Origin of the sequence: Planosporangium thailandense, from assembly GCF_011947195.1 — a bacterium.
Lineage (GTDB): Bacteria > Actinomycetota > Actinomycetes > Mycobacteriales > Micromonosporaceae > Planosporangium > Planosporangium thailandense.
The window spans coordinates 56075-82895 of sequence record NZ_JAATVY010000006.1; the positions used below are offsets into that span (position 1 = coordinate 56075).

At 72.3% G+C, this 26821-nt stretch carries 22 protein-coding genes; 16 read left to right on the plus strand and 6 right to left on the minus strand.

The annotated features are described in order from the left end of the window. Nucleotides 1-74: 74 nt before the first annotated feature. Nucleotides 75-833 (minus strand): SigB/SigF/SigG family RNA polymerase sigma factor, encoded by a 759-nt coding sequence (locus tag HC031_RS11460; protein ID WP_240942384.1) that lies wholly within the window; start codon nucleotides 831-833, stop codon nucleotides 75-77. Nucleotides 834-1207: 374 nt separating this feature from the next. Here HC031_RS11460 and HC031_RS11465 point away from each other — a divergent pair, with 374 nt between their 5' ends. The 8 genes from HC031_RS11465 (at nucleotide 1208) to HC031_RS11500 (ending at nucleotide 11960) form a co-directional block, all read left to right on the plus strand. Beyond that, entirely contained in the window at nucleotides 1208-1927 is a 720-nt protein-coding gene (locus HC031_RS11465) for a hypothetical protein (protein WP_167925235.1), read from the plus strand. A gap of 57 nt (nucleotides 1928-1984) precedes the next feature. Beyond that, complete coding sequence (locus HC031_RS11470) at nucleotides 1985-2590, plus strand: hemerythrin domain-containing protein (RefSeq protein WP_167925236.1); 606 nt, start codon at nucleotides 1985-1987, stop codon at nucleotides 2588-2590. Between the two features lie 172 nt (nucleotides 2591-2762). Next, complete coding sequence (locus HC031_RS11475) at nucleotides 2763-3650, plus strand: helix-turn-helix domain-containing protein (protein ID WP_167925237.1); 888 nt, start codon at nucleotides 2763-2765, stop codon at nucleotides 3648-3650. 33 nt (nucleotides 3651-3683) lie between these two features. Further along, a complete protein-coding gene (locus HC031_RS11480) occupies nucleotides 3684-4706 on the plus strand; it encodes a tetratricopeptide repeat protein (RefSeq protein ID WP_167925238.1) in 1023 nt (340 codons plus the stop codon). 85 nt (nucleotides 4707-4791) lie between these two features. Beyond that, complete coding sequence (locus tag HC031_RS11485; RefSeq protein WP_167925239.1) at nucleotides 4792-7440, plus strand: fibronectin type III domain-containing protein; 2649 nt, start codon at nucleotides 4792-4794, stop codon at nucleotides 7438-7440. Between the two features lie 31 nt (nucleotides 7441-7471). Further along, the gene (locus tag HC031_RS11490; RefSeq protein ID WP_167925240.1) at nucleotides 7472-8467 is read left to right on the plus strand and encodes an AAA family ATPase; all 996 of its coding nucleotides are present in this window, start codon (nucleotides 7472-7474) and stop codon (nucleotides 8465-8467) included. A gap of 14 nt (nucleotides 8468-8481) precedes the next feature. Then, nucleotides 8482-9651 (plus strand): DUF58 domain-containing protein, encoded by a 1170-nt coding sequence (locus tag HC031_RS11495; protein ID WP_167925241.1) that lies wholly within the window; start codon nucleotides 8482-8484, stop codon nucleotides 9649-9651. Beyond that, the gene (locus tag HC031_RS11500) at nucleotides 9645-11960 is read left to right on the plus strand and encodes a transglutaminase TgpA family protein (RefSeq protein WP_240942385.1); all 2316 of its coding nucleotides are present in this window, start codon (nucleotides 9645-9647) and stop codon (nucleotides 11958-11960) included. The genes HC031_RS11495 and HC031_RS11500 overlap by 7 nt, the downstream gene beginning before the upstream one ends. Nucleotides 11961-12017: 57 nt before the next feature. Here HC031_RS11500 and HC031_RS11505 read toward each other — a convergent pair whose 3' ends face one another. Both HC031_RS11505 and HC031_RS11510 read right to left on the minus strand, forming a co-directional pair. Further along, nucleotides 12018-12809 (minus strand): SDR family oxidoreductase, encoded by a 792-nt coding sequence (locus HC031_RS11505; RefSeq protein ID WP_167925242.1) that lies wholly within the window; start codon nucleotides 12807-12809, stop codon nucleotides 12018-12020. A gap of 3 nt (nucleotides 12810-12812) precedes the next feature. Next, complete coding sequence (locus HC031_RS11510) at nucleotides 12813-13790, minus strand: LLM class F420-dependent oxidoreductase (protein WP_167925405.1); 978 nt, start codon at nucleotides 13788-13790, stop codon at nucleotides 12813-12815. Nucleotides 13791-13921: 131 nt separating this feature from the next. On the opposite strand from HC031_RS11510, the gene HC031_RS11515 reads away from it, so the two are divergent. From HC031_RS11515 to HC031_RS11525, 3 genes are read left to right on the plus strand one after another with little or no spacing between them, the layout of a single operon-like run. Beyond that, complete coding sequence (locus HC031_RS11515; RefSeq protein WP_167925243.1) at nucleotides 13922-14389, plus strand: hypothetical protein; 468 nt, start codon at nucleotides 13922-13924, stop codon at nucleotides 14387-14389. Continuing rightward, on the plus strand, nucleotides 14386-15807 hold the full coding sequence (locus HC031_RS11520) for a hypothetical protein (RefSeq protein ID WP_167925244.1): 1422 nt from the start codon (nucleotides 14386-14388) through the stop codon (nucleotides 15805-15807). The genes HC031_RS11515 and HC031_RS11520 overlap by 4 nt, the downstream gene beginning before the upstream one ends. After that, on the plus strand, nucleotides 15804-16955 hold the full coding sequence (locus HC031_RS11525) for a S8 family serine peptidase (protein WP_338090599.1): 1152 nt from the start codon (nucleotides 15804-15806) through the stop codon (nucleotides 16953-16955). Before HC031_RS11520 ends, HC031_RS11525 begins: the two co-directional genes overlap by 4 nt. Nucleotides 16956-16969: 14 nt before the next feature. On the opposite strand, the gene HC031_RS11530 is transcribed toward HC031_RS11525, so the two are convergent. Then, on the minus strand, nucleotides 16970-17635 hold the full coding sequence (locus tag HC031_RS11530; RefSeq protein WP_167925245.1) for a response regulator: 666 nt from the start codon (nucleotides 17633-17635) through the stop codon (nucleotides 16970-16972). Next, complete coding sequence (locus HC031_RS34355; protein ID WP_167925246.1) at nucleotides 17632-18897, minus strand: histidine kinase; 1266 nt, start codon at nucleotides 18895-18897, stop codon at nucleotides 17632-17634. The genes HC031_RS11530 and HC031_RS34355 overlap by 4 nt, the downstream gene beginning before the upstream one ends. A 235-nt stretch (nucleotides 18898-19132) precedes the next feature. Here HC031_RS34355 and HC031_RS11540 point away from each other — a divergent pair, with 235 nt between their 5' ends. The 3 genes from HC031_RS11540 to HC031_RS11550 all read left to right on the plus strand — a co-directional run bounded on the left by HC031_RS11540 (nucleotide 19133) and on the right by HC031_RS11550 (nucleotide 21612). After that, nucleotides 19133-19726: a DUF1707 SHOCT-like domain-containing protein gene (locus HC031_RS11540; protein WP_205862605.1), complete on the plus strand. Its 594-nt coding sequence runs from the start codon at nucleotides 19133-19135 to the stop codon at nucleotides 19724-19726. A 195-nt stretch (nucleotides 19727-19921) separates the two neighbouring features. Continuing rightward, the gene (locus HC031_RS11545; protein ID WP_167925247.1) at nucleotides 19922-20734 is read left to right on the plus strand and encodes a metal-dependent hydrolase; all 813 of its coding nucleotides are present in this window, start codon (nucleotides 19922-19924) and stop codon (nucleotides 20732-20734) included. Further along, on the plus strand, nucleotides 20734-21612 hold the full coding sequence (locus HC031_RS11550) for an amidohydrolase family protein (protein ID WP_167925407.1): 879 nt from the start codon (nucleotides 20734-20736) through the stop codon (nucleotides 21610-21612). The genes HC031_RS11545 and HC031_RS11550 overlap by 1 nt, the downstream gene beginning before the upstream one ends. Here the strand turns inward: HC031_RS11550 and HC031_RS11555 are convergent. After that, the gene (locus HC031_RS11555; RefSeq protein ID WP_338090600.1) at nucleotides 21593-24370 is read right to left on the minus strand and encodes a helix-turn-helix transcriptional regulator; all 2778 of its coding nucleotides are present in this window, start codon (nucleotides 24368-24370) and stop codon (nucleotides 21593-21595) included. The genes HC031_RS11550 and HC031_RS11555 overlap by 20 nt on opposite strands. 366 nt (nucleotides 24371-24736) lie before the next feature. Between HC031_RS11555 and HC031_RS11560 the strand changes: the two genes are divergently transcribed. Both HC031_RS11560 and HC031_RS11565 read left to right on the plus strand, forming a co-directional pair. Next, on the plus strand, nucleotides 24737-26068 hold the full coding sequence (locus HC031_RS11560; RefSeq protein ID WP_167925248.1) for a TrkH family potassium uptake protein: 1332 nt from the start codon (nucleotides 24737-24739) through the stop codon (nucleotides 26066-26068). Further along, the gene (locus HC031_RS11565) at nucleotides 26061-26726 is read left to right on the plus strand and encodes a potassium channel family protein (protein WP_167925249.1); all 666 of its coding nucleotides are present in this window, start codon (nucleotides 26061-26063) and stop codon (nucleotides 26724-26726) included. Before HC031_RS11560 ends, HC031_RS11565 begins: the two co-directional genes overlap by 8 nt. Nucleotides 26727-26821 lie beyond the last annotated feature (95 nt).

Consider the following 26821-nt stretch of genomic DNA (forward strand, 5'->3'; position numbering starts at 1 on the left):
GTAAGTCGCTGGTAACCGGATCGTGGGGAGGTCGGCGCCGCAGCGGGCGCCGACCTCCCCACGATCCACCCTGCCTAGTCCGCCAGCAGCCCCTTGCGCAGGGTCCGCAGTGATTGACCGAGCAGCCGGGACACGTGCATCTGCGAGATCCCGGTCGCGGCCGCGATCTGCGCCTGGGTCATGTTCGCGAAGAACCGCAGGTGCAGGATGCGCCGTTCACGGTCGGGCAGCTGGGCGATCAACGGCCGCAGCGCCTCCCGGTGTTCGACGCCCTCCAGCAGCGGATCGGCGGCGCCGAGCACATCCATCAGTTCGGCGCCTTCGGCTCCCGGCAGCGACACCTGAAGCGACACCGTACGGTATGCCGGGGCGCAGGCCAGCCCGGCGATGATGTCCTCCTCCCGCTCCCCCAGGTCGGCGGCGAGGTCGGCGACGGTCGGGTTGCGCCCGAGCCGCTGCGTCAACGGATCCGCCTCCCGTGAGATGCGCAGCCTCAGCTCCTGCAGGCGACGCGGTACACGTACCGCCCAGCCCCGGTCGCGAAAATGTCTCTTGATCTCACCCACGATCGTCGGTACGGCGTAGCTGCCGAACGGCACCCCCCGCCGCGGGTCGTACGCGTCGACGGCCTTGATGAGCCCGACGGTGGCGATCTGTACCAGGTCATCGAGCGGTTCCCCCCTGTTGCGGTAGCGCCGGGCCAGGCACGCTGCCAGTGGCCGGCACACATTGATCAGCTGCGTACGCCGCTCGGCCCGGGCCGGATCGCCCGGCACGAGTGCGCACATGCTCTCCACCAGTGCGGAGACGCGCTCGTCGAAATCCCTGTTCAACAGGGAAGACCACTGAGCGTGGTCGAGCGCGATGGTCATTACGGTTCGCCCCCCCTGCGCACACGAACCAGCCCGCAGGGCGGGAAGCGCGCCGGGCACAAAGTGGCGGTCCCAGACCTGGCGGACTGGTCAACTTGCACAACACGGCTTTGCCTGCGTCCGATCTGGACGCGCCCGCTGCCGGCCACCCCCTATGCGACCTCGCCCTTTGTCAGGTGGCACCGCCTCGGGAGCGGCACCTGACCGGGGCGTGGTCGCCAGACCGGCGCAACGGCACCCATCACCGTACGCCTCCACGCGTGATCAACGAGTAAACATCTTGGATACGGGTAGTCCCCATCCGGCCGGACCGGCGGCACCAGGAGGCGGTACCCGTGACCGTTCAGCCGAAGCGCCCCACTGTCGACTTCGGCACGCGCCGCGGGTCCCGTACGGTCCTGACCGACCATGCCGGTCTGGCCGGCCGTACCCCGGTCGCCTCCTTCCCCCGGTACGCCGACGCCGAACGCACCCTCGAACTCCTCGCCCACGCCTCCTTCCCGGTGCACCGGACGGCGCTGGTCGGCGGTGATCTGAAGCTGGTCGGCGTCACCGACACGCGCGTCACCGCGGTACGGGCGGCCGCGCTGGGCGGGTGCGGCGGCCTGTGGGTCGGCGCGATGATGGCGGTGTTCAGTGTCGTGAATGGACCGGGTACCGGTGGGCTGCTGATCCGCCTGGCGTACGGGCTCCCGCTCGGCGCGCTGTCCGGCGTGGCGGTGGGGCTGTCCGCGTACGCGATCCTCGGCGACACGCGGGGCGGTCCGCCGCACCCGCGCCTGGTCGCGACGCGGCACGAACTCCACGTCGACGCCGAGGTCGCCGCGTCGGCCTGGCGGCTGCTGCGCAAGCTCCGGCCGTCCGGCATGACGCCGGCCGATCGCGCGCCCGCGGAGGTGGTGGCGCAGCCGACCGAGCTCGTACTGATCGAGACGTTCGAGGTGGAGGACGCCCGGGCGCAGCCGGCGGGTCGAGCCGAGCCCGGGCCGGCGGCCCGGCGGGGCGTGCGCCCCGTCGAACTTCCGGCCGGCGCGACGCTGAGACCGGCACAGTGATCGTTTGGGCAGGTCATCGACGGGTACGACGGTGACACCTGACGATCTGGAGGAGCCATGGCGTCTGATGCCGTTACCTTGATCATGAACGATCACCGTGAGCTGGAGCGCTTGTTCGGCGAGGTGCAGTCGGGCAAGGGTGACCGGCGGGCCCTCGTCGAAGAGATCGCCGCTCGGCTGACCGCCCACTCGCGCGCCGAGGAGGCGAAGGTCTATCCGGCCATCAAGAAGGCCGACCCCGCCGAGTCCGGCGACGTCGACCACGCCTACCACGAGCACGACGAGGCCGAGGAGCTGCTGCAGAAGGTCGTGCGGAACGTCGACTCGCCACAGTTCACGCAGATGTTCACGGAGTTCGTCCAGGCGGTCAAGCACCACGTGGAGGAAGAGGAGTCCAAGGTGTTGCCCGCGCTGCGGGAGGCGGTCGACAAGGACACCCTCGACAAGCTGGGCGAGGCGTTCATGACGGCGCGCGCGGGCGAGCTGCGCAAGGCCGGCTTCGACGAAGAGTCCGAATACAAGGCCGCGCAGGACAAGGGCCGCGCCGACCTGGCGGACGCGACCCGCGACGAGCTGTACGAGATGGCCAGGGAGGCCGACATCCCGGGCCGCTCCACCATGAACAAGGAAGAGCTGAGCGAGGCGGTCAGCCGGCAGGGCTGACACGCCCTGGCGGGGGCGGGGGCGGCCCCCCCCCCCCCCCCCCGCCCCCTCCCCCGCCGATCGCACGGTTTCTATCGGACCTGCCAGGCCCGGCGCCGGTGCGCGCGTACGCCGTCGCGCCGCTCGCTCGACCTGCTCGACCCAGCCGCATCGAGTACAGTGGCGGCTGATCATGGTCGATGTCCGAACGGCTTCCGTCCCCGCCGGCGCACCCGCGACCGGCCTCGAGGTGTTGAGCCTGAGCGACCTCCGTGCCCACCGGCCGGAGCACGCGTTCGGGCGACCGCTGCGCATGCCGTGCCACGTGCTCATGCTCTTCACCGTCGGGCACGGCCGGCACACCATGGACTTCGTCGCGTACGACTGCCGGCCGAGCACCCTGCTGTGGGGCCGCCCGGGACAGGTACACCAGTTCACCGGCCAGCCCGGCCTGGACGCCAACCTGCTGCTGTTCACCCCGGAGCTGGTCCCACCGCCGGCCGCCACGGCCGACCGGCTGCGTGCCCTGCTGCACGACCCGTTCGCCCCGGCCAACTGGCTGCCCACCGGCGAGGACGAGGAAGCGATCATCACCGAGTTCACCCAGCTCGCCACCGACCACGAGCGGTGCGCGGCCGGCGACGGGGTACCGGCCGAACTGCTGCACCACCAGCTTGCCGTCCTACTGGTACGGATAGCCGCGCTCACCGGGCCGGCGCCGCAGGTGCCCGATCGGCTCGTGACCCGTCTGCACGAGGAGCTCGCCGCGTCGATGGCCGCGACCCGTCGCGTGGAGGACTACGCCGACCGGCTCGGCGTCTCCGTGCGTACCCTCACCCGCGCCTGCCTGGTCGCGACCGGGCGCAGCGCGAAGCAGGTCATCGACGACCGCGTCACGCTCGAGGCCAGGCGGCTGCTCGCGTGCAGCGACGAACCCGTCGCGGCGGTGGGCCGGCAGCTCGGCTTCGCCGAGCCGACGAACTTCGGCCGCTTCTTCGTCCGCGAGACCGGACTGACGCCCGGCGAGTTCCGCACCAGCCTCACCGGCACGCATTGTGAGAACGCCGTCGTCGCCGGGTAGCGAACCGCGACGGCGGACAGGCAGCATAGCGGCGTGTCCGTGCCCGATCACCTCACCGCCGCCGTGCACGACGCGCGCGCCCTCGCCGCCCGCGGTGACCTGCGGGGCGCGCAGGCCCTGCTGGAGCGGGTGCTCGACCCGGCGGCCACGGTGCTCGGCCCCGACCACGCCGAGGTCCTGACCGGGACCCGCCTGCTCGCCTCGCTGCACCGCCGCCTCGGCGACCTGGCGCACGCGCGGCGGCTGCTGGAGGATGCGCTGGCCGCCGGCCACTTCACGCTGGGCGAGGACAGCCCGCACCTGCTGCCCCTGTCGTACGACCTCGCGACGCTCGCTGACGAGCTGGGAAACCGGCACGAGGCGCGGCGCAACTTCGGCGTCCTGCTGCGGCACGGGCCCGCGGTGCTGGGGGCGGATCACGAGTACGTACGCGCCGCCCGCCGGTACCTCGACGGCGCCGCGGCGCCGGGTCCGCCGCCGCCGGCCGCGCCCCCGGCTGCGCCTTCCCCGGCCGCTCCCCCGGCTGTGCCGCCGCTCCCGTCCGCACCCGCCACCTTTCCCCCGTCCGCGCCGCCGTCCCGGGCGCAGCGCGACGACGCGCACCACCATTCCCGGGTACCGATGCTGGCGCTGGTCCTGATCGCGGCGATGGCCCTCGCGGGCGGCGGCATCGCGGCGTTCCTGGTGTTCCACGCCCCCGGCGGCGGAAGGGGTCCGGTCCCGGGCCCGAGCGCGGCCACGCCGCCCGACGCTCTGAAGCCGCCCGGTGATCTGACGCTGCGCGACGAGGGCACATCGATCACCCTCGCCTGGACCGATCCGACACATGGCGCTGCGCCCTTTGTCATCGCTGGTGGGCGTTCAGACAACGCGCCTATTCCGCTGGGTTCGGTCGAATCGGGAAAGAACACCTACACCCTCAGCGGAATCAACACCAGAGCCGACTATTGCTTTCTCGTCGCCGTCGTCTATTCACCACAGCACACCGTGCCGTCGCGGTTGATCTGCACCAGGCGCGGCGCCTCTCCGAGCACGAATCGGCGACCTGCGAACTGACGGTTTTCCACAAGGTGAAAACGCAGGGTATCGACGTCGATCGCACAGCGCATAGGATGAGCGCCGGCTACGGGGAGGTGCATCCATGGTCGGCGCGCGCGTGCGCGGACTGGCACGGGGCAGGGGTGGCCTGGTCACCGTCGTCACCATCGCCGCGCTGCTCGTCGGCATCGGCGCGACGCTGTTCGGTCTCGGCGCGTCGAACAACGCCATCGCCAACTTCGACGCGGCGTCCTGGCTGTGGAGCACCAACAAGGGCGAGGTGGCGAGAGTCAACGGAGTCACCGGTCGCGTCGACACGCGGTACAAGGTGTCGGACTCGTTCGGCCACACGGTGCAGGTCAGCCAGACCGACCGGTACGTCATTCTGCGCGACGTCACCACCGGCAAGGTGAGCGTGCTCGACCTCGCCAGCCTGCACCTGGCCGCGAGCACCCGCACCACCGCCGGCGTGGGCGTGACCGTCGCGCTGCACGGTGAGTCCGCCTTCGTCATCGACGCCGTGCAGGGCGCCGTGAGCCAGCTCGACCCGGCGACGCTCACCCCCGTCGGCGCGCCGCTGCGGTTCATGCCCGGCCTGTCCGGCGGCGCGTTCGACGCCGCGGGCCGGCTGTGGCTTCTGGTGCCGCGCGAAGGCACCGCCGTGGCCATCCAACCCACCGCGCCACCGAGCAGCCGGTCGACCCGGGGCGGCCGCGCCGGCACCGCCGCCCCGGCTGACCCGCGGGTGGTCAAGACCGTTGCCGTGGCGGACCCGAGCCACGACCTGGCACTGTCGGTACTCGACAGCGGCGTGGCCGTGCTCGACAAGACCGCCTCCGTGCTGGCGACCCTGCGCGACGACGTCGTGCGGAAGACTCCGCTGAACCTCACCGGCCCGGGCGCACTGCCGCCGCGCACCACCGGCACCGACGTGCCGGTCACCGTCGTCGACGGCCGCACCGTCTACGTGGTCAACGGCGACCGGGTCGGCCAGTTCACCGTGCCGGGCGAGGGCGCGAAGCTCGCGCCGTGCGTGGCCTGGTCCAAGCGGCTCTACTGCGCCGACGAGACCACCGGCGACGTGTACGTGCTGGACACCGCGGGCCGGCTCGCCACCACCATCACGGTGCCCGGCGCCGCCGGCACACCTCTCGACCTCGAGGTACGCGAGGACCACCTGTTCATCAACGCCCCGGCCGGTTCCAATGCCGAGGTCGTCGACGACCAGGGCCGCGCCCGGCTGGTCGACAAGTACGCCAACAACATCCTCGGTGGCGACCCGCCCCCGCCCCCGCCGCCACCGCCGCCGCCGCAGAAGCCGCCGGTGGGCCCGCCCGGCGCGCCCGTCAACGTGCGCGCGGCCGCGGGCAACGCGCAGGCCCGGGTGAGCTGGGGCGCGGCGCCGTCCAACGGCGCGCCGGTCATGAAGTACGTCGTCGAGGGCGACGGCAAACCGCACGAGGTGGGCGCCGACCAGCGGTCGCTCGACGTCACCGGGCTGGCCAACGGCCAGACGTACACGTTCACGGTGTACGCGGTCAACGCCAAGGGAAGCGGGCCGAAACGCGCCGCCAACCCGGTCGTGCCCACCGCCGAGGTGCCCGACGCCCCGACGAGCGTGGCTGCGACCGAGAACTCCGCCGGCACCGTGGCGGTGACCTGGCCGGCCGCCAACGGGCAGGGCCGTGGCGTGGCGCGGTACGTCGTCTCGGCGATCGCGGCCGGCTCCGCACCGGTCCAGGTCGGCGACACCGACAGGACGACCCTGACTGTCCCGGCCGGCACGCAGCTCACCTACGGCACGCAGTACGCCTTCACGGTGATCGCGGTCAACGACCGGGGCGCCAACTCCAAGCCGTCGCCGCTGAGCAACACCGTCGTGCCGTACGCGGCACCGGGCCGGCCGGTCGGCCTCGACGCCCGGACCGCGACCGACCGGGCCGGCACCGTCACGGTGACGTGGCGGTCCGCGCCGGAGAACGGCCGCCCGATCAGCAGGTACGTGGTGACCGCGAACGGCCGCGGCCAGGACGTCGTGGGCGCCACCTCGACCACCCTCACCGGCTTCGGCAACGGCACGAGGGTCAACGTCGCCGTGCACGCGGTCAATGCCGCGGGCGCCGGGCCGGACGCGACCACGACCGCGACGACGATCACCGCGCCGAAGGTCACGGTCACCGGCTCGTCGGCGGCGAGCACCACGTCCATCGCGGTCACGTTCTCCGCCGACCTGGGCGGGGCGAGCGGCGCGACGTGCACCCTGGCGGTCAGCGGTGGGCCGTCGGCGAGCAACGCGTGCCGATCCAGCGCCCTGACCGTCGGCGGCCTCGCACCCAGCCGCAGCTACGGCTTCACGGTCACGGTGACGACACCGGCGGGGTCGGCCAGCGCCACCGGCAGCCAGGCCACGGCGGACGTCTACGGCCAGGCGTACTGCCAGAACTACGTCAGCACGAGCGATCCGGCCACCCAGACCTGGTGCAACGACCAGCGAAACGCGCTCGAGGTGCAGCCCAGCCCGGCGGTGCTGCACCAGAACACCGTCGGCAAGACCACCCACCTGGCCAGCTACAAGGCGTACTGCTGGACCACCGGCGAGAGTGTCTACGCCTACAACTACAACCACGACAAGCGGACCAACCGGTGGATCAGGATCGAGTGGAACGGCGGCCAGTACTACACGCCGCTGGCGTGGATCAACTTCGACGGCAACACCAGCAGCGACTACGTGGGCGTGCTGCCGCACTGCTAGCCCGCCCGCACCCCACACAGAAGGCAGGTCAGTGACCCAAGCGCCCCTCGCCAACCCGGCCGCTCCCACCGCCGAGGACGTGCACGGCTTCGCCACCCTGTTCGCCAGGCTCGCGGCCGGCATCGAATCGGTGGTGCTCGGCAAACCCGAGGTCGTGAGGCTCGCGCTGACGGCGCTGCTCGCCGAGGGACACATCCTGCTCGAAGACGTCCCGGGCGTCGGCAAGACCACCCTCGCGCGGACCGTCGCCGCGTCCGTACAGGGCCAGTGGCGGCGCATCCAGTTCACGCCCGACCTGCTGCCCTCCGACGTCACCGGTGTCACGATCTTCAACCAGGCCACCCGGGGCTTCGAGTTCCACCCCGGTCCGGTCTTCGCCAACATCGTCATCGCCGACGAGATCAACCGGGCGTCGCCGAAGACCCAGTCGGCGCTGCTGGAGGTCATGGAGGAGCGCACGGTCACCGTCGACGGGGTTCCGCACGCCGTACCACGCCCGTTCCTCGTGGTCGCCACCCAGAACCCGGTGGAGATGGACGGCACGTACCGGCTGCCGGAGGCCCAGCTCGACCGCTTCCTGATGAAGCTGTCGGTCGGCTACCCCACCGAGGCCGCGGAGATCGACGTGCTCCGCGGCGCCGCCGCCGGCCACAACCCCGACAGCCTCCCGCCGGTCACCGACACCGCGGTGGTCGGCCAGCTCGTCGCGCTCGCCCAGCGGGTACACGTCGCCGAGCCGCTGCTGGCGTACACGGTGCGACTGGCCGCCGCGACCCGCAACCACCCGCAGGTCCGGGTCGGCGTGAGTCCGCGCGGCGCCATCGCCATCACCCGGGCCGCCCGGGTGTACGCGCTCGCCGCCGGCCGGGCGTACGTGGTCCCCGAGGACCTGAAAGCGCTGGTCGAACCGGTCTTCGCGCACCGGCTGCTGCTGTCGGCCGACGCCCAGGTACGCGGCGTCACCGCCCTCGACGTGCTCCGCGAGGCGGTCGAGACGGTCGCCGTCCCGGCACCGGCGGCGGCCTGACCGGTACGGCCGCGATGAGGCTCACCAGGCGTGGCGCGGGGCTGCTGGCCACCGGCCCGACGCTGCTCGCGGCGGGCTTCGGCTTCGGGTACCCGGAGCTGGCCGTCCTCGGCTGCGCGGCGCTGGTCGCCGTGGTGCTCGCCGTGCTCCACGCCCTGTGGCGTCCGGTCCTCGCGGTGACCCGGCGCGCCGACCCCGACCGGGTCATGCGCGGCGACGACAGCCGGATGACACTGACCGTCCACAACAACAGCCGGCTGCTGGCGGCGACGCTCGTGGCGTACGACCGGTGCGGGGCGGCCGTCGTGCCCGTACCGGTGCTGCGGCTGCGGCCCGGCCACGACACCGTCGCCGAGTACCCGGTACCCACCGACCGGCGGGGCGTCGTCGCGATCGGACCGCTGCGGGTGGTCCGCCGTGACCCGCTCGGCCTGGCCACCGCCGCCCGGGCCAGCGGTGACGTGGCCCAGGTGTGGGTCTATCCGACGGTCCACCGACTGTCGGCCGTACCCGTCGGGGTCGTACGCAGCCTCGACGGACGGGTCGACCGGGTGCCGCACGGCACGATCACCTTCGACACGCTGCGGGAGTACGTGGTCGGCGACGAGCTGCGCCACGTGCACTGGCGTACCTCGGCCCGCATCGGCGAGCTGATGGTCCGCGAGCACCTCGACACCAGCCTGCCGCGGCTGGTGGTGCTGCTCGACGACCGCCTGTGCGCGCACCCCGGCGGCCGGGACGGCACCGCCGACAGCTTCGAAGCGGCCTGCGAGGCGGCCGCCTCGCTCGTGGTGGCGGCCCACCGGGAGGAGCTTCCGCTCGTCCTGCAGGCGGTGAGCGGCGACGTGGTCGCGCGCGACGGGCGCCGCTCGGACACCCGCGCCTACCTGGATCTGCTCGCCGAGGCGCGGCTGCGCGGCACGGGTGACGGCGATGATCTCGACCGGGCGGTGGCCCGGCTGCGGCACCGGCGCGCCGGGGACACGCTGATCTACCTGACCGGGCCCGGTGACGCCGCCGACCTGGGAACGGTCGGGTCGCTGCGGGGGCTCTACCCGACGATCGTCGTCGGTACGCTCGGCAACACGACCGGTGCGCCGTCCACGATGGACGGCATCACGGTCCTGTCCGCCGGCGACGGGGCAGGCTTCGCGGCCGAGTGGGACGGGGTACGCGCATGGTGACCCGCTGGCTGCGCGGGCTCGCCGTACCCGCGGCGCTCGTCGGCATGCTCGGCGTCGCCGGGCTGGCGTTCGGCCGCCTGTACTCCGACCCGCTCGCCGCGCGGCTGTTCGTCGGCGCCGCCGCCGGCGCGGTGACCGTGAGCGTCGCCGCCCGACGGCTGCCGTCGGCGACGGTGGCCCCGCTGTCCGTGCTCGGCCTCGCCGGCTACACCCTCCTGGCGGTACGGCTGACCGCCGCCGCCAGCCACCTCGGCGGCCCGCTGTCCCGGCTGACCGTCGACGCGCTGGCCAACGGCGTTCCCCGCGTACTGACGGCCATGATCCCGATCGAGCCGCAGCCGGACACGGTCGGCGTGCCCGTCGTCGCGACCTGGCTGGCCGGCCTCGCCGGCGGGGAGCTGGCGCTGCGCGGCCGGCGCACGCTGCTGGCCTGCCTACCGCCCGGCCTGCTGTACGCGAGTGTGCTGTACGTGGTGGGTCCCAACGCCGAGCGGGTGCTGTGGCAGCCGCTGTGCTTCGCCGGCTTCGCGGCGGTCGCGCTCGCCGTCAGCGCCCGGAACGGCAACGACGACGCCGTCCCCGAACTGACCGGGGCGCAGCGGGCAGCGCTGCGGGTACGGGTCGCCGCGGGCACCGCCGCCGGCCTCGCCGGTACGCTCGCGCTCGTCGCCGTCGTGGCGCCGCCGGTCGCCCACGGGGTCGGCCGCCACCCCGCCGATCCGCGCCGGTACGTCACGCCACCCCAGCAGGACATCCTCGACGAGAGCCCGCTGGTCCGGCTGTCCGGTTGGGCGCTCGGCCCCGACCAGCGCCTGTTCGACGTACGGCTGTCCGGCGGGGCGGGCGGCGAGACGCGCATCCGGCTGGCGGTCCTGAGCGACTACGACGGCGTGACCTGGCGCGTCGGCGCGACGTACCGGCCGGCCGGGCGGGTACTCGCCGGCCCGCGGGCCACCGGCGACCGGACGGCCCCGGTGACCCAGCGGATAACGATCGACGAGCTCGACGGCCGGCTCGTCCCGGCCGCCGCCGTACCGGAGCGGATCGACGGCGCCCGGGTATCGTTCGACCAGGCCAGCGGCACCATCGCCATCCCGGAGGGGCTACGCCCGGGTCTCGGGTACACCGTCGTGTCCCGGGCGCCGAAGATCGACGTCAACCTGCTGCCGTCGGCCGGCGCGCCGTCCGGGCCGACGGTGGCCAGGTTCATGCGGGTGGGCAGTGACGCGCCGAAGGAGATGCAGCAGCTCGGTCAGAAGCTCGCCGAGGGCAATCCGACGCCGTACGCCCGCGCACAGGCCATCGAACAGTTCCTCGCCGAACACTACCGGCTCGTCTCCGACGCGCCGAGCGGCCACGCGTACCCGAACCTCACCTTCTTCCTGTTCGGCCCGCCCGGCGGCGGTGGGCAGCGGGGCACCTCCGAACAGTTCGCTGCGGCGTTCGCGGTCCTCGGCCGGCTCGTCGGGTTACCGACCCGCGTCGTCGTGGGATTCCGCGTACGGCCGGGCAGCCCGACCGTACGCGGCGCGGATGCCCTGGCCTGGCCGGAGGTGCTGTTCGACGGCGTCGGCTGGGTGGCGTTCAACCCGTTGCCGCAGCCCGACACCCGTCCCCGGCCGGTCGAAGACGACTTCAAGCCCAGGCCGGAGCAGTCCACGCCACCCCCGTCGACGGCGCCGCCCCCATCCGTCGCGCCGTCCTCGGCAGCGCCCAGCCGCTCGGCGTCGGCGGCTGCGGTGGCGGCGGGGCCCCCAGTCGGCACGCTCGTCGCGGTCACAGGGATTTTCGGCGTCCCGGTGCTGTGCGTGGCGCTCATCGTGCTGCTGCGCCGGTCACAGCGGCGGCGCCGGCTGTACGAGGGCGACCCGCCGGGCCGCGTCCTCGGGGCCTGGCGGGAGGTGCTCGACGCCCTGCGGCTGGCCGGCCGTCCCCCGCCGCCCCACCTCGCCCCCACCGAGGTCGCAGATCATGCGGCGCGCGTCGTCGCCGCGCCGCCCGGGCTGCGGCCTGCCGCACCGGATCTGGCCGAGCTGGCCGGGCTGGTCAACGCGGTGGCGTTCGCCCCCTGCAGTGTTCCTCCCGGCGGCTCGTTCCCCGGCGGCTCGTCTCCCGGCGGCTCGTTCCCTGGCGGCTCGTCTCCCGGCGGTGTTCCTCCCGGCGGCGTGGAGCCCGCGCAGGCCGAACTGGCCGCCGCTCAGGCCACCGCGTACATCGCGGACCTGCGGGCGCGGCGGCCGTGGTGGCGCTGGCTGCTGTGGTCGGCCGATCCGCGCCCGGTCTGGTGGGCCCGCAGGAATCACCGGTAGACAGATCTTGGGGATTTTGACATCGGATACGGTGTCAAAATCCCCAAGATCCGATCCCTATTCGGTGAAGCCGGCGGCCATCCGTCGCATGCCCGCCAGCCACCGGTCCGGGTCCTGCGTCTTGTGCGCCAGGTAGGTGCCGACCTCCGCGTGCGGCAGGATCAGGAACCGCTCCTCGGCGAGCCCCGCCACCACCGCGTCGGCGACGTCGTCCGGCGACAGGACCGCGCCCGATGCGGCGGTCACCTTCGCTCCGACGTGCCCGGCGTCGAGACCGTCGCGCAGCATCGGCGTGTCGACGCCCTGCGGGCAGAGCGCGCTGACCCGGATCCCACGGTTGCCGTACGTGATGGACAGCCACTCGGCGAAACCGACCGCCGCGTGCTTGGTGACGCTGTACGGCGCGTCGCCCACGGCGGTGAGCAGACCCGCCGCTGAGCAGGTCTGCAGCAGGTACCCCTCGCCGCGCTCCAGCATCGACGGCAACACCGCGCGGGCCGCGTACAGGTGCGCGCGTACGTTGACCTCCCACGAACGCTGCCAGACCGCGTCGTCGCCCTCGATCCCGGCGCCCGACGTGATGCCGGCGTTCGAGCAGAACACGTCCACCCGGCCGTACCGTTCCAGCGCAGTCTCCACGAGCGCGCGGACGTCGTCCTCCACGGTGACGTCGGTGCGGACCCCGACCGCGTCGACGGCCAGGTCGGCGGCGAGCGCGCGCACCGCGTCCAGATCAAGATCTGACAGTACGATCCCCGCGGCGCCCTCGGCCGCGAACCGCCGCGCGAGGGCGGTTCCGATCCCGCCCGCCGCGCCGGTGATGACGACCACGCGTCCGTCAAGCTTCATCGCTCATGCCTCCGTCACTGTCGGCGCCAGATCGAACAGCGTCGTCCGCAGGACACCGACGCCTCCCGTACTCAGCTCCGGGGTGGGAAGCAGCGCGATCACCGGCGTCTGTACGCCGTGCCGCACGTACTCCTGCACCTGATCGCGGCACGCCTGCGGGGTGCCGTGCAAGATCAGCGCGTCGACCACCTCGTCCGGGATCGCGGCCGTGGCCGCCCGCCGGTCCCCCGCCGCCCAAGCGCGCCACATCGGTTCCAGCGCCTCGCCACGGCCGAGCCAGCGGTGGAACGCCGCGTAGGCCGGCACCGTGAGATAACCGGCGATCATGCGACGGCCCAGCTCACGCGCGTACCCGGCGTCAGCGGTCGGGCACACGAAGATGCGGGCGACGGTCTCGAAGCCGTCCTTGGCGCCCTCCAGCTCCGCGCGTACCCGCGGCACGTCGCCGGCGGCGAGCCAGTTGAGGATCACGCCATCCGCCTCCGCGGCAGCCAGCCGCAGCATCCCCGAACGGAGCGCGGCCAGCAGGATCGGCGGCGGGCTCGCCGGTGGGCGCTCCAGCTTGAACCGGCGGACCGCGAAGGTCGGGAACTCCTCGTCGACCATCTCGCCGGCGAGCGCCCTGCGGAGAAACCGCAGCGTGTCACGGGTACGCGCGAAAGGCTCCTCGAAGGGCCGGGCGTTCCAGTCCTGGACGACCACCGGCGACGACGCGCCGATCCCGAGTCGGAACCGGTTCGGCGCCACCTCGGCGAGGGTCACCGCCGTCATCGCCAGCAGGCCCGGCCCGCGGGTGAACACGGGAGCGATCGCGGTGCCGAGGTGCAGTCTCGGCGCCCAGGCGGAGGCGAGCGCCAGCGGCGTGAACGCGTCCGTGCCGGCCACCTCCGACGACCACACGTCGGTGTAGCCGGCGTCGGCGAGCTCGGCCAGTAGCGGTGCGTGTGCGCCGAGCGGCACACCTGTCAGCGGTATGGTCAGTCCCCATCGCGCGTGCATGGGCCGAATCATCCCATGCACGATTCCACCTACCCGCGCCCGGCGGGGGTCCCCGGAAGTCGACCGGGTTCGATAACCTTACGCGGACATCCGGACGCGACGGGGGAGTTCTCATGTTGCCCGAGGACGATCGGCCGCCCGCCTGGCTGCGGGACACCGTATCGATCGACGTGCAGGTCGAAGGGCTCAGGAGCTTCGCGACGGCGCTGCTGGAAGACCTCGAGAAGAACTTCGGGACCCACCTGCCCCAGGTCTACGACGTCATGACCAAGCACGCGTGCGTAGGCCAGGACATGGTTTTCGCCGAGATGAACGCCGTCGTCCAGAAGCACTACGACTGCCTCACCGCCATCGTCAACCTGCTGCGCGACTACGCGTCGGGCACGTACGCGATGGGCAAGGGCGCGGAGGTCGTCGCGACCAACTACGAAACCGCCGACGGTACGGTCCGGGCGACCGCGACCCAGGTGGAACAGGTGATGAAGCCCAACACCTCCGGTCCGACCGTCGAGGCGATGGAGAGCAACGTGAGCTCGGTCAGTTTGTCCGACGGCGGCCTGGTCGACAGGGGTGTCTCATGATTCCCAGCGACGTCAGCGGCGGCACCGCCTGGGAGATGTACGACATTCACACGATCCACAGCATGGTCGACGGCGTCACCGACGACCAGATCCAGACGAGCTGGGACCAGGTCATGGCCTGGCGCAAGACCCAGCAGTTGCTCGACGAGCACGCGGCGACACTGACCAGGTACCGGCAGGATCTCGTCGGCAGCTGGTCACCGGAGAAAAACGCCGCCTCCGCCGCGTTCGTGCAGTACGTGGACGACCTGATCCAGTCGCTGCAGCAGTCGTCCAAGGCCGCCGACGACAACGTCCGGGCACTCTCGGAACTGACGAGCGCGGTCGAGACCGCACGTACCGAGGTCAAGAAGGCGTACCAGGAGTACTCGGCGAACCAGTCGAAGCTCCAGGCGGCGTCGGCGAAGCCCGCGCCGAGCGGTACGCCGACCCCGTCGCCGAGTCCGAGCCCGAGCCCCGCTCCCCCGCCGGTGGCGCCGGGCCGGCAGGAGCAGTTGACGCAGCAGGCGCGTAGCGCGATGGCGACGTTGGCGGGGACGGCGAGCTACTCGGCGTGGAGGATGACCGTTCCGCCCCCGTACACGCCGCCGAACTTCGTCAAACGTGAAGAATCGCAGCATCTGGCCGACCCCTCGGTCGTGACGGCGCAGCCCCCGGTTGTTCCTGCACCGCGTAGCTCCACATCGCAGTTCGATGCCACCACGCCATACGTACCCGGTGGAGCGGTCGACCAAAATCCTCCCGCCAACTCGAACGTCAGTTTGATCCCCAGCGGTGGCTCCCCAGTGCTGGCTGGCAATGTCATCACGCCTCCTACGCCCGGGCTTACACCGCATAGCCCGGGATTCACCCCGATTCCGAGCCCACCGGGTGGCGTCCTGCCTCCGGACGGCCCAATGGCGTTCACACCGGGCTTGAGAGTCATCGGCAGCAGGATTACACCCGGTGATTCGGTCACCCCGAGAGGTGGTTCGTTCGAAGCCTTCCCGGGCCGCGGACCGCGCGGAGCCGTGCCAGCGGAGGAAGTGCCCCCTCGGACTCTCGGCGGCGGGCGCGCGCTTCCTCCGGGCGGTGTTATCGGGAAGCCACCGGCCGTAGGTGCAGTCGAACCTTTTGTCGGCGGCGGCCGTCCGAGCGCAGGAGTAGAGCCGCGGGTCAACCCAGTCGGCGGTGTACTCGGACAGACCGGTGCACCGGCAGGCCGAACGAGCGGGTCAGTCGGCAATCGCGGCACCACAACGGGTCAGTCGTTCCTATCGGGACGGCGCGCAGGTAAGTCTGTTCGAGGCCACGACTCAGGCGGCTGGGATCCGGATGATCCTTGGGCAGTGGAGCAGGGTGTCACACCGGTGCTGGAACCGGGCCGAGAGCAGTCGTTCCACGATCCAGGTCCAGGTGTCATCGGGATCGATCGGTGAGGCAGGCGGCAATCCGAATTCTCGCCGTGGTGCTGTGTGGCCTCGGGACGTCGATTTTCGCGGTTCCGGCCGCCAACGCCGATGCCATTCGCGACAAACAGTGGCACCTCAACTACCTGAACGTTACGGCTGCGCACGCACAGAGCCAGGGTGAAGGCGTGACCGTCGCTGTGGTTGACTCGGGCGTTAACGGAAGTCACCCGGACTTGGCGGGCAACGTTCTCGCTGGAATTGACGTATCAGGGGCCGGGGCACCTAACGGGCTAGAGGACCTCGACGGGCACGGGACTGCAATGGCCAGTCTTATTGCGGGGCATGGCCACGGCAACAGCGACGGTGTCCTGGGGATCGCGCCGCACGTCAAGATCTTTCCGGTCAGGGACGATCGGGGTACGGGCCCCACGCCAGAGTCGATAGTGGCAGGCGTCAACGCCGCTGTACGGTCCGGAGCCAAAGTGATTTCGATTTCGCAAGGCGGCTCAGATGTGCCCGCCCTGCGCGCAGCGATCGAGTCAGGTCTTGCAGCCGATGCCGTCGTTGTAGCGGCCATGGGGAACAAACCTAAACAAACGCTGGCTGATTTCCCGGCCAGCTATGACGGAGTCGTTGCCGTCGGTGCCATCGATCAGAACGGTAACGTCGCCAGTGTCAGCGTCACCGGCAACGCGATGGTCCTGAGTGCTCCCGGCATGCGCATCGTCTCCGCCGACAAGACCGGTTACTCGATTGGTGATGGCACGAGTGCGTCCACCGCGATCGTCGCTGGTGCGGCTGCGCTCGTCCGATCCAAGTACCCCAACCTCTCCGCGAAAGAAGTCGTGCACCGGCTGACCGCGACCGCCACGGACAAGGGCGCGCCGGGCCGCGACCCGCAGTACGGCTACGGCATCGTCAACCTTGTCGCCGCGTTGACGGCCAACGTGCCACCGCTGACCCCGAGCGCCGGCCCGAGCCAGACCAAGGAATCGACCCCTGGTCAGACCAAGAAGACGATGCCGCCGGCGAACGCCGCCGGGCAGGGAAACCGCAAGACCGCGGGCTCCAACTCCGGCTTGATCGTCGCCGTTTCGATCGCCGTCGTGCTCGTCGCGGCCGGGGTCGTGAGCTGGTTCCTGCTACGCCGCCGACCACAGACCCCCGCCACCTGACGAGGCAACCCGGCTCAGCCCATCCAGCCGGGCCGCACCAGGCCGGCCTCGTACGCGTACACGACAAGCTGCGCGCGGTCGCGCGCCCCGAGCTTGCTCATCGCCCGACTCACGTGGGTCTTCGCGGTCGCGGGACTCACGACCAGCTTCGTCGCGATCTCGTCGTTGGACAGTCCGGCGCCGACGAGCGTGAGTACCTCCCGCTCCCGCTCGGTCAGGGCATCGAGGGTGCGCGGCGGTGGTGGCGCGGCGGCGCGGGTGGCGAACTGTTCGATCAGGCGCCGGGTGACTCCGGGTGACAGCAGGGCGTCGCCTGCCGCCACCGCCCGTACTCCGCGCAGCAGGTCCGCCGGCTCGGTGTCTTTGACCAGGAACCCGCTGGCGCCTACGCGGAGCGCCTCGAACACGTACTCGTCGAGGTCGAACGTCGTCAGGATCACGACGCGGACTTCGGCGCAGCGCGGTTCGGCGACGATGCGGCGCGTCGCTTCGAGCCCGTCCAGCAACGGCATCCTGATGTCCATCAGCACGACGTCCGGGACGGTCTCGGTGGCCAGGCGTACGGCCTCGGCGCCGTCGGGGGCCTCCCCCACCACGTCGATGTCGTCCTGGGCGTCCAGGAGGGCCCGGAACCCGGCCCGTACGAGCGCCTGATCGTCGGCGAGCAGCACCCGGATCACACCGTACCTCCCAGCGGGAACCGTGCGTACACCTCGAAGCCACCACCGGGGCGCGGCCCGGCGCGGAACTCACCGCCGAGCGCCTCGACCCGTTGCCGCATCCCGACGATGCCGGTGCCGTCCTTGAACGCGGGCGCACGATCCAGCAGGATCGGGTCGCCGTCGTTGGTGACGGTGACGACGGCCGCGCCATCACCGTACGAGAGCCGTACCGTCGCGGCAGCCCCGGCACCGGCGTGCCGACGTACGTTGGTCAGCGCCTCCTGGACGACCCGGTACGCGGCCCGGTCCACCTCGGCCGGCAGCGCGGTCCCGGCGCCGTCGACCTCCAGGGTCACCGCCAGCCCGGCGGCGGTGACGTCCGAGATCAGGGTGCGCAGGCCGGCCGCCTGATTGGGGCCTCCCGCGCCCGACACGCCAGGCGCCGGCGACCTGGGCGCCGCCTCGTCCTCGGGGCGCAGCGCGCCGAGCACCGCCCGCACCTCGCGCAGCGCCTCGGCGCTCGCCTGTTTGATCGCGGTCAGCGCGGCGCGCGCCTGCTCGGGGCGCTCCTCCATCAGATGCAGCCCGACCCCGGCCTGCACGTTTATCAGCGACAGGTGGTGGCCGAGGACGTCGTGGAGTTCCCGGGCGATCCGCAGCCGCTCTTCGCTGGCCTGCCGGCGACGCTGCTCCGCGCGCGCCTGTTCCTGGTCGGCGAGGGCGCGCTGCCGTTCGATGCGCGCGCGTACCAACTCCTGGAGATGGGTGGTGCGGGCGCGCGCCGCCTCGCCGATGGCGAAGACGACGAGCAGCCAGGTGGCGACGGTGACGAGCCGGCCGGCGGACGGATGGGCGGCGGCCGGCCAGATCAGCCCGGCGAGCGCGTACGTGAGGAAGCCGGCCGCCACGACCACCCAGGTGAGCAGTCGGTGGCCGGCGCGCAGCGCGCCGAGGACAGCGACGATCCCCGCGAGGAACGCGGGTCCCACGGGATACCCGAGCGTCCCGTAGAGCGCCGTCGCCGCCACCGCGACGATCAGCGCGAGCGGGCGCAGGCGCCGCCGCACCAGGAGGGCCACCGGGCCGGCGACGAGCAGGACGTAGGCGAAGGGCGGCAGGTCGGCGTCGTGCCGGTGGGCGGCACCGGTGCTGCCCAGCACCTGAACGAACGCCAGGGCCACCGGCAGCACGAACCCGCCGGGCCGCCCACCAGGCCAGTGCCAGGGGCCACGCCCCCACGGGCCGCGGTGCGGCCAGTACGGCGGGTCCGGTGTCTCCACGTCAGGAACGGTAGATGGGACGCGCCCGGACCGTCATCGGGTGGCCGGTGTGGCGCGCGGTACGACGCCGGGTGTAGCGGACCGGCGCGGCTACGCCGACCGGTGTAGTCCGGCCGTTGCCGGTTGCGGTGACGGCCGTACCCCGGGTGCCGTCTGCGGGCTGACGACGGTGGACGGTGCTGCGGCGCAGGCTGGGGCCGCATGGAAAACCGGCAAGCCCCGTCAGGAGGTACCGATGTCCACTGATCCGCGCGGTCCGCACCGGGTACGCGCATCCGACGCCGAACGCGAGCGGTACGCGCAGATCGTGCGCGCGGCGATGAGCGAGGGGCGGCTCACGTTGGAGGAGGGCGAGGAGCGGCTGGCCCAGGTGTACGCGGCGAAGTACCGCGACGAACTGGACCCGCTGACCGCGGACCTGCCCGACGGCGGCCGGCAGGCGCTGTTCGACCCGGCGGCGGCCGCCGGCGCCTTCCGCCGCATGGTGACCCGGTACATCGGCGTCGCGGCGCTGATCTCCGGCGTCCTCGTCGCGCTGTGGGCGCTGTCGGGGGCGCACTTCTTCTGGCCGTTCCTGCCGCTGCTGTTCCTGTGGTTCGGGGTGCTGCGCCACCTGCGGTGGCGGCGCTGGCAGGCGTGGGCCGGGCCCGGCGGTTGGCACAGCTGGGGTGCGCCGGGCGACTGGGGCGCACCGGGACGCTGGGGCGCACCGGGCGGCTGGGGCGCACCGGGCGGCTGGGGCGCACCGGGCGGCTGGGGTGCGCCGGGCGGATGGGGTGCGCCGGGCAGATGGTCCCCTGGCGGGCCTCCGTGGGAGCGCCGATCCTGAGCAAGATCCCGACGGCGTCTGCGTTACCGAGGTCTCATCGCCCGGGTGACCTCGGTAACGCAGACCCGGCGTCGATCATGGCGGTCCTTGGAACACCCGACAGAACGGTACGACACACCCATAGCCACATGTTCGCGATGATCGACTCTCCCCTGGGATACTTCGCCCACGTTTCCCAGGGGAGGATGATCACGGATGCTGGGCCCCTCACACGCCCTGTCCGGCGCGGCCGGGTGGCTGATCGGCTCGCTCGCGCTCGAGCAGTACGCGCACATTCACCAGACCCCGGTGCAGCTCGCGGTCGGCACCGCGATGTGCGCCGGCGGGGCGCTGCTGCCGGACATGGACCTGTCCGGGCGAGTGACGACCAACCAGGGCGGTGCGACGGTCGCGCACACCTTCGGGGTGCTGTCGCTGTTCGTGGCCGAGTGCGTCGAGAAGCTGTCGTTGGGAATCTACGATCTCACCAAGGGCCGGCGGGATCCGCACCGTGAGAACGGGCACCGCACGTTCACCCACACGCTGCCGTTCAACATCGGCGTCGGGTACGGCGTCTTCGAGCTGTGCCTGCACTTCGGCAAGCCCGCCGTCCTGGCTGTGCTGTTCTTCACGTTCGCGATGGCGCTGCGCGGCCTGTTCGAGAAGTGGGCGGCGCGCGCCGGCTGGCTGATCGTCACGCTCGTCGCGGCCGCCGGCACCGCGGGCGCGTACGCGGAACTGCCGGCCGGCCGCGGGTACCCGATCCTGGGCGTCGCCCTCGGCCTGGGCGGGCTCATCCACCTCCTTGGCGACATGCTGACCCGCCACGGCTGCCCGGTGCTCTGGCCGATCCCGACCGCACGGGGACGGATGTGGCGCTGCGTCGGGCTGCCCGACTCGTTCTCGGTGAAGGTCGGCGGCAAGGTGGAGGTGTACTTCCTGCGCCCCGTGTTCTGGCTGGTGTCGCTCGCCACTGCGGCCTGGATGCTCTACCACCCGATGCTGCAACGGTTCAACATCAAGGCGTGATGCACGACGACTCCACGGTGCCCGCCTTCTGGCGGGCGCTCGACCTTCCGGGCCTGGCCGACGTCCACACCCACTTCCTGCCGGAGCGGATGCTGCGCCGGGTCTGGGCGCACTTCGACGCCGGCGGGCCGCTGATCGGCCGGGAGTGGCCGATCCGGTACAAGTGGAGCGACGCCGAGCGGGTCGGCCACCTCGACAAGCTCGGGGTACGAGTGTTCAGCGCGCTCGCCTACGCGCACCGGCCCGCCATGGCGGCCGACCTCAACGACTGGACCCTCGGGTTCGCGGCGGCCACCCCCGGCTGCCTGCCGAGCGCGACGTTCTTCCCGGAGCCGGGAGTCGAAGGGTACGTGCGGGACGCCCTCGATCGCGGCGCGCGGGTGTTCAAGGTGCATCTGCAGGTCGGCGGGTACGACCCGCGCGACGAACTGCTCGACCCGGTGTGGGGGCTGCTGGCCGAGGCGGGCACCCCGGTCGTCGTACACGCCGGCGCGGCCCCGGTCGCGTACGGCTTCACCGGTCCCGGCCCGATCGGCGGTGTCCTCGCCCGGCATCCCCGGCTGTGTGCGCTGATCGCGCACCTGGGCTCCCCCGACTACGCCGACTTCCTGGCCCTGGCCGAGCGGTACGAGCGGGTCGGGCTGGACACCACGATGGCGTTCACCGACTTCTTCGAGCTCATGGCGCCCTTCCCGAAGGAGCTGTCGGGCCGTCTGAAGGACCTGGGGCTGGCCGGCAAGGTGCTGCTGGGCAGCGACTTCCCGAACATCCCGTACCCGTACGCCCATCAGCTGGAGGCGCTGGCCCGCCTGGACCTGGGCGACGACTGGCTACGGGCGGTGTGCTGGCAGAACGCCGCTAACCTCTTCTGCCTTTAGCCAGCCATCCGGCGACCTGGGTACGTGACGACAGCCCGAGCTTGGCCAGGATGTTGGACACGTGCACCGCGGCGGTCTTCTTCGAGATGTACAGCCGTCGCGCGAGCTCGGCGTTGGTCAGGCCTTCGGCGATGAGGGCGGCGACCTCGCGCTCGCGCGGGGTCAGGACGGTCTCGCCGGCTCCCTCGGCGGCGGTGGCCGCCAGGCCGACCCGGCCGCGGAGGGTGTCGACCTCGGCGACGCGCCAGCCGGCCCACCGCGCGAGCAGCGCGTCGGCGGCGCGGACGTGGTCGCGGGCCCGGTCGGTCTGTCCAAGGTGGACCAAGCAGCGGGCGGCGCCGGTGTGCGCGCTGGCCCGTACGGGTGCGCGCAGTTCGGCCGAGCCGGTCGCCGCCTCATACCCCTCGATCGCCTCGACGCTCCGCCCGTCCGCCTCGTCGAGCTGGGCGAACACCAGCGCCTCCCACCCGTCGACCGCCGTGGACCAGGAGGCGCGCTCGGCGAGCGGGCGTAGCCGGTCGCCGGCCAGGCCGGCCGCCAGCCCCGCCGCCACCACGTCGTGGACCTGCTCGCCGTACGGCGGCCCGATCCGGTCGATCCCCGCGTAGAGGTCGTCGAGGGCCGCCTCGGCGGCGGGTACGTCCCCGCGCCGGCAGGCGAGGTGGAAGGTCAGCCCCAGCACCGCCAGGGAGGGCTTGCCGCCGGGCTCGGTCAGGGTCGGCAGGATCGCGTCGACCCGGTCGAGTTCGCCGGCCTCGAGGGCGAGGCCGGCCAGGAACACGCCGTGGAAGTTCGCGCGGCGACCGGCCCGCACGTAGCCGCGCTCGCGGCGGTGCCCTTCCTCCAGCGCCTCGACCGCGGCCCGCAGATCCCCGTCCTCCACGGCGAAGCGGGCGCGCCCCTCGAAGTACGCGGCGACCGCGAGCGCCTCGAAGCCGGCGCGCTCGGCGTCGGCGCGCATCCGTTCGAGCAGCTCGTGGCCCTCGGTCGGCGGGAACGGCGGACCGTTGTTGATGAGGTTGTGCAGACCCCGCGCGGCGACCAGCCACTCGCCGGCTGTCTCGGCGTCCTCGATGACCTCCAGCAGCAGCTTGCGCCCCTCGTTCACCCCGCCGGGCACGTTGAGCAGCGCGGAGCCCTTCTCGACCGCACCGGCGAGCCGTACGTGCGGCAGGCCGAGCTCGTCGGCGAGGGCGATCGTGCGGTCGGCCCAGGTGATGGCCTCCTCGAGCCGCTCGGTGAGCATGTACGACTGGGCCACCGTGGCGACCGCCTCCGCCTGTTCGGCGCCGGGCGGCAGCTGCCCGATGATGTCGCGGATCTCGTCGATGAGGACCTGCATCTCCTCGCGCCGCTCGTTCTCCCACGCCAGGCGTACGAGCAGGCGCAGCGCGGCGGAGCGGTCCTGCGCGGCGGTGGCGTCGCGGGCCCAGCGCCGGGCGTGCTGGCCGGCGTCGGGCAGCAGGTTGGCCAGCCAGGCCGCGCGGGCCGCCCGGCTGCGCAGCTCCAGGTCTTCGGGGGCCTCTTCGAGCCCCATCTCGGCCAGCGCCAGCGCCTGGTGCGCCGCGCCGATGGCCAGGTAACGCGCGCTCCCCTCCCGGGCGGCGCGGACGAGGTCGTCGTAGCGGCCGGCACCGTGCGCGTGGCGGGCGACCAGGGCCGGGTCGGCGTCGCCGGCGGCCAGGAGCGCTTCCAGCGCCAGCTCGTGCAGGCGCCGCCGCTCGCGGCCGAGCAGCTGCTCGGCGACGGCCTCGCGGGCGAGCGCGTGCCGGAAGCCGAACTCGTCGTCACCCGTCTCGACCATCAGTCCGCGCCGGACGAGGTCGCGGAGCACCTCGATGAGGTCGGCTTCGGGCAGCTGGGTCACCGCCGCCAACACGTCGAAGGGGATCCGGTGGCCGAGCACGGCCGCCGCCTCCACCACCCGCTGCTGGCGCGGATCGACGTCGTCGAGCTGGCGACGCAGCGCCTCGGCGAGGTTCCACGGCAGCGGCTGGTCACACAGCTGTTCGAGATCCACGCCGCCGTCGCCGCCCGCGCGGAGCAGCTCTTCCAGGAAGTACGGGCTGCCGCCGGTCCGGTTGTGCAGCGAGGCCGCCGCCCGGTACGACGGGGGCCGGCCGGACACCGCCTCGAGCAGCACCGACGTATCGGTCAGCGAGAACCGCTCCAGCCGCAGGTGCGTGACGGTGTGCCGGCGTTCGAGGCGGGTGAGCAGGTCCGCGACCGGGCTGCGGCGGGTCACCTCGTCGGGCCGGTAGGTGCCGACGAGCAGCCGGCGGCCCGGCAGGTCGGGGATGCGCTCGAACACGGCGGTGCTCTCCGGGTCGGCCCAGTGCAGGTCTTCGAAGACCACGACCGCCGGCGCCGTCGCGAGCGCCGCGACGATGTCCGTGGCCGCCCGCAACCGCTCCACGCTGCTGTGCGCGGGGTCGGCGACCACGTCGAGGGCGGCGCGGTCGACGGCCGCCAGCCACTCCGGCTGACCGCCGCGACCGACGGCGAGCCCGTCGACGGCGTCGAGCAGCAGCCCGAACGGCCGCCCGAGGGCGCCCGGGTCGGCCTGCGTCACGAGTACGCGCGTCTCGGCCGGGACGCCGGCCGTCAGCTCCTGGACCAGCCTGCTCTTGCCGATGCCGGCCTCACCGGCGACCAGCGCGACCTGCGGGTCGGGCCCGGCCGCGAGGGCAGCGAGCCGACGCAGCTCGGTATCGCGCCCCACCATCACGGGGCTGAGCCCTCCACGTCCGACACGCACGCCGACAGAGTACCGGCGCGACGGCCGTACGCTGGGCAGATCCGCGCCGCGCCGGCCCACATCCGGGGCGTGCCGCCCATCACGCGTGCCGGCGGCGCCGGTCGCGGCCGAAGCGCCGCCGCTCGGCGGCCTCCTCGATCAGTTCCCGCTGCCGCTGCTTGACGATGATCCGTACGGCGTCCGAGTCGTACATCATGGTGATCTCCTCCGCTCGATGATGGGACAAGCATCGCCCGGTAAGGACCGCTCAAGCATCGGCACCTGTTACCTATCTTCGGCCGGTCAGGGGTACCTAGACGGCACCGGGCCGACCTACGTACCCCTACGCACCGCGACAGCCTCCGATGATCCGCCACAATGATCGCCATGCGTCGGACGCTGCGACACCCGGCCCGGATCGTGCCCATCGCGTTCCTGGTCGCCATCGCCGTCGGTACCGGGCTGCTGATGCTGCCGGCCGCGCGCGCCGGCGGCGGTGGACCGCCGCCGCTCACCGCGCTGTTCACCGCGACCTCGGCGGTGTGCGTGACCGGCCTGACGGTGGTCGACACGGCGACCTACTGGACCCCCTTCGGACAGGGCGTGATCATGGCGCTGATCCAGATCGGCGGGTACGGGATCATGACCTTGGCGACGCTGCTCGGGCTGCTCGTGTCGCGGCGGCTCGGGCTGCGGACCCGCCTGGTGGCGCAGGCCGAGAGCCGGGTCGACGACCTCAGTCAGCTCCGTGGCGTGCTCATCCGGGTGGCCCTGCTCATGTTCTGGTTCGAGGTCGCGATCGCCGCCATCCTGGCGCTGCGCTTCGCGATCGGGTACGGACAGCGGCCGGCGACCGCGATCTGGCAGGGCGCCTTCCACTCGGTCTCGTCGTTCAACAACGCCGGCTTCGCGCTGTACTCCGACAGCGTGATGGGATTCGCCACGGACCCGTGGGTCTGCCTGCCGATCGCCCTGGCCGTGGCCGTCGGCGCGGTGGGCTTTCCGGTCCTGTTCGAGCTGGTACGGGAGTTCCGCCGGCCGGCCTGCTGGTCGGTGCACACCCGGATCACGGTGTTCGGCACCGGCGTACTGCTGGCGATCGGCGCGCTGGGCGTACTGCTGTTCGAGTGGACGAACCCGGGCACCCTGGGCCGGTTGGGCGTTCCGGACAAGGTTCTCGCGGCGGTGTTCCAGGGTGTGATGCCGCGCTCGGGGGGCTTGAGTACGGTCGACTACGGGCAGATGCGGCCGGAGACGCTCGTGCTGACCGACGCCCTGATGTTCATCGGGGGCGGGAGCGCGAGCACCGCCGGCGGCATCAAGCTGACCACGTTCTTCGTGCTGGCATTCGTGATCTGGGCGGAGATACACGGCGAGCCGGACGTCGTCATCAGCCGCCGCCGGATCTCGTCGGCGACGCAGCGGCAGGCGCTGTCCGTCGCGCTGCTCGGCGTGGCCTTCGTCTTCGCCGGCACGCTGACCCTCCTGACGCTCACCTCGTACCCACCGGGCCCGCTGCTGTTCGAGACCATCTCGGCGTTCGCGACCGTCGGTCTGTCCACCGGCCTGACGCCCGCGCTCCCCCCGGCGGCCAAACTCGTGCTGGTCCTGCTCATGTTCCTCGGCCGGGTCGGTACGATCACGGTCGCCACCGGAATGGCGCTGCGCAGCCGCCGCCGGCTCTACCGACTTCCAGAGGAGCGACCGATCGTTGGCTGAACCCGGATACAACCAAACCGTCGCGGTCATCGGGCTGGGACGCTTCGGCAGCCAGGTGGCCGAGTCGCTGGTCCGGTTGGGCCACGAGGTGCTGGCCATCGACGAGAACCCGGAGACCGTGCAGCGGATGGCCGACCGGTTCACCCACGTGGTCCAGGTCGACTCCACCGACGAGGACGCGCTGCGCCAGCTCGGCGTAGGCGAGTTCGACTGCGCCGTGGTGGGGATCGGCACCGACATCGAGGCCAGCGTGCTGAGCGTGCTGGCCCTCACCGAGATGAAGGTGCCGCAGATCTGGGCGAAGGCGGTGAGCGCCAAGCACGGCCGGATCCTGGAGCGGGTCGGCGCGCACCACGTCGTCTACCCGGAAGCGGCGATGGGTGAACGGGTCGCGCACCTGGTCACCGGCAAGATGATCGACTTCATCGAGTTCGACGACGACTACGCCATCGCCAAGACCCGCGCGCCGCGCGAGACGCACGACCGTGCCCTCGCCGAGGCCGCGCCGCGGTCCCGGCACGGCGTGACGGTCGTCGGGGTGAAGCGGGCGGGGACCGATTTCATCCACGCCCGACCGGAGACTGTCGTCCACCCGGGTGACCTGCTGATCGTGTCCGGCCCCACCCGCCAGGTCGAGCGGTTCGCGGCGCTGCCGTAACCCTCGCCGTAGGTCTCAGGATGCGGCGCTGCCGTAACCCCCGCCGTAGGTCTCAGGATGCGGCGCTCCCCGCGCCACGCCCGGACGCGCCGCGG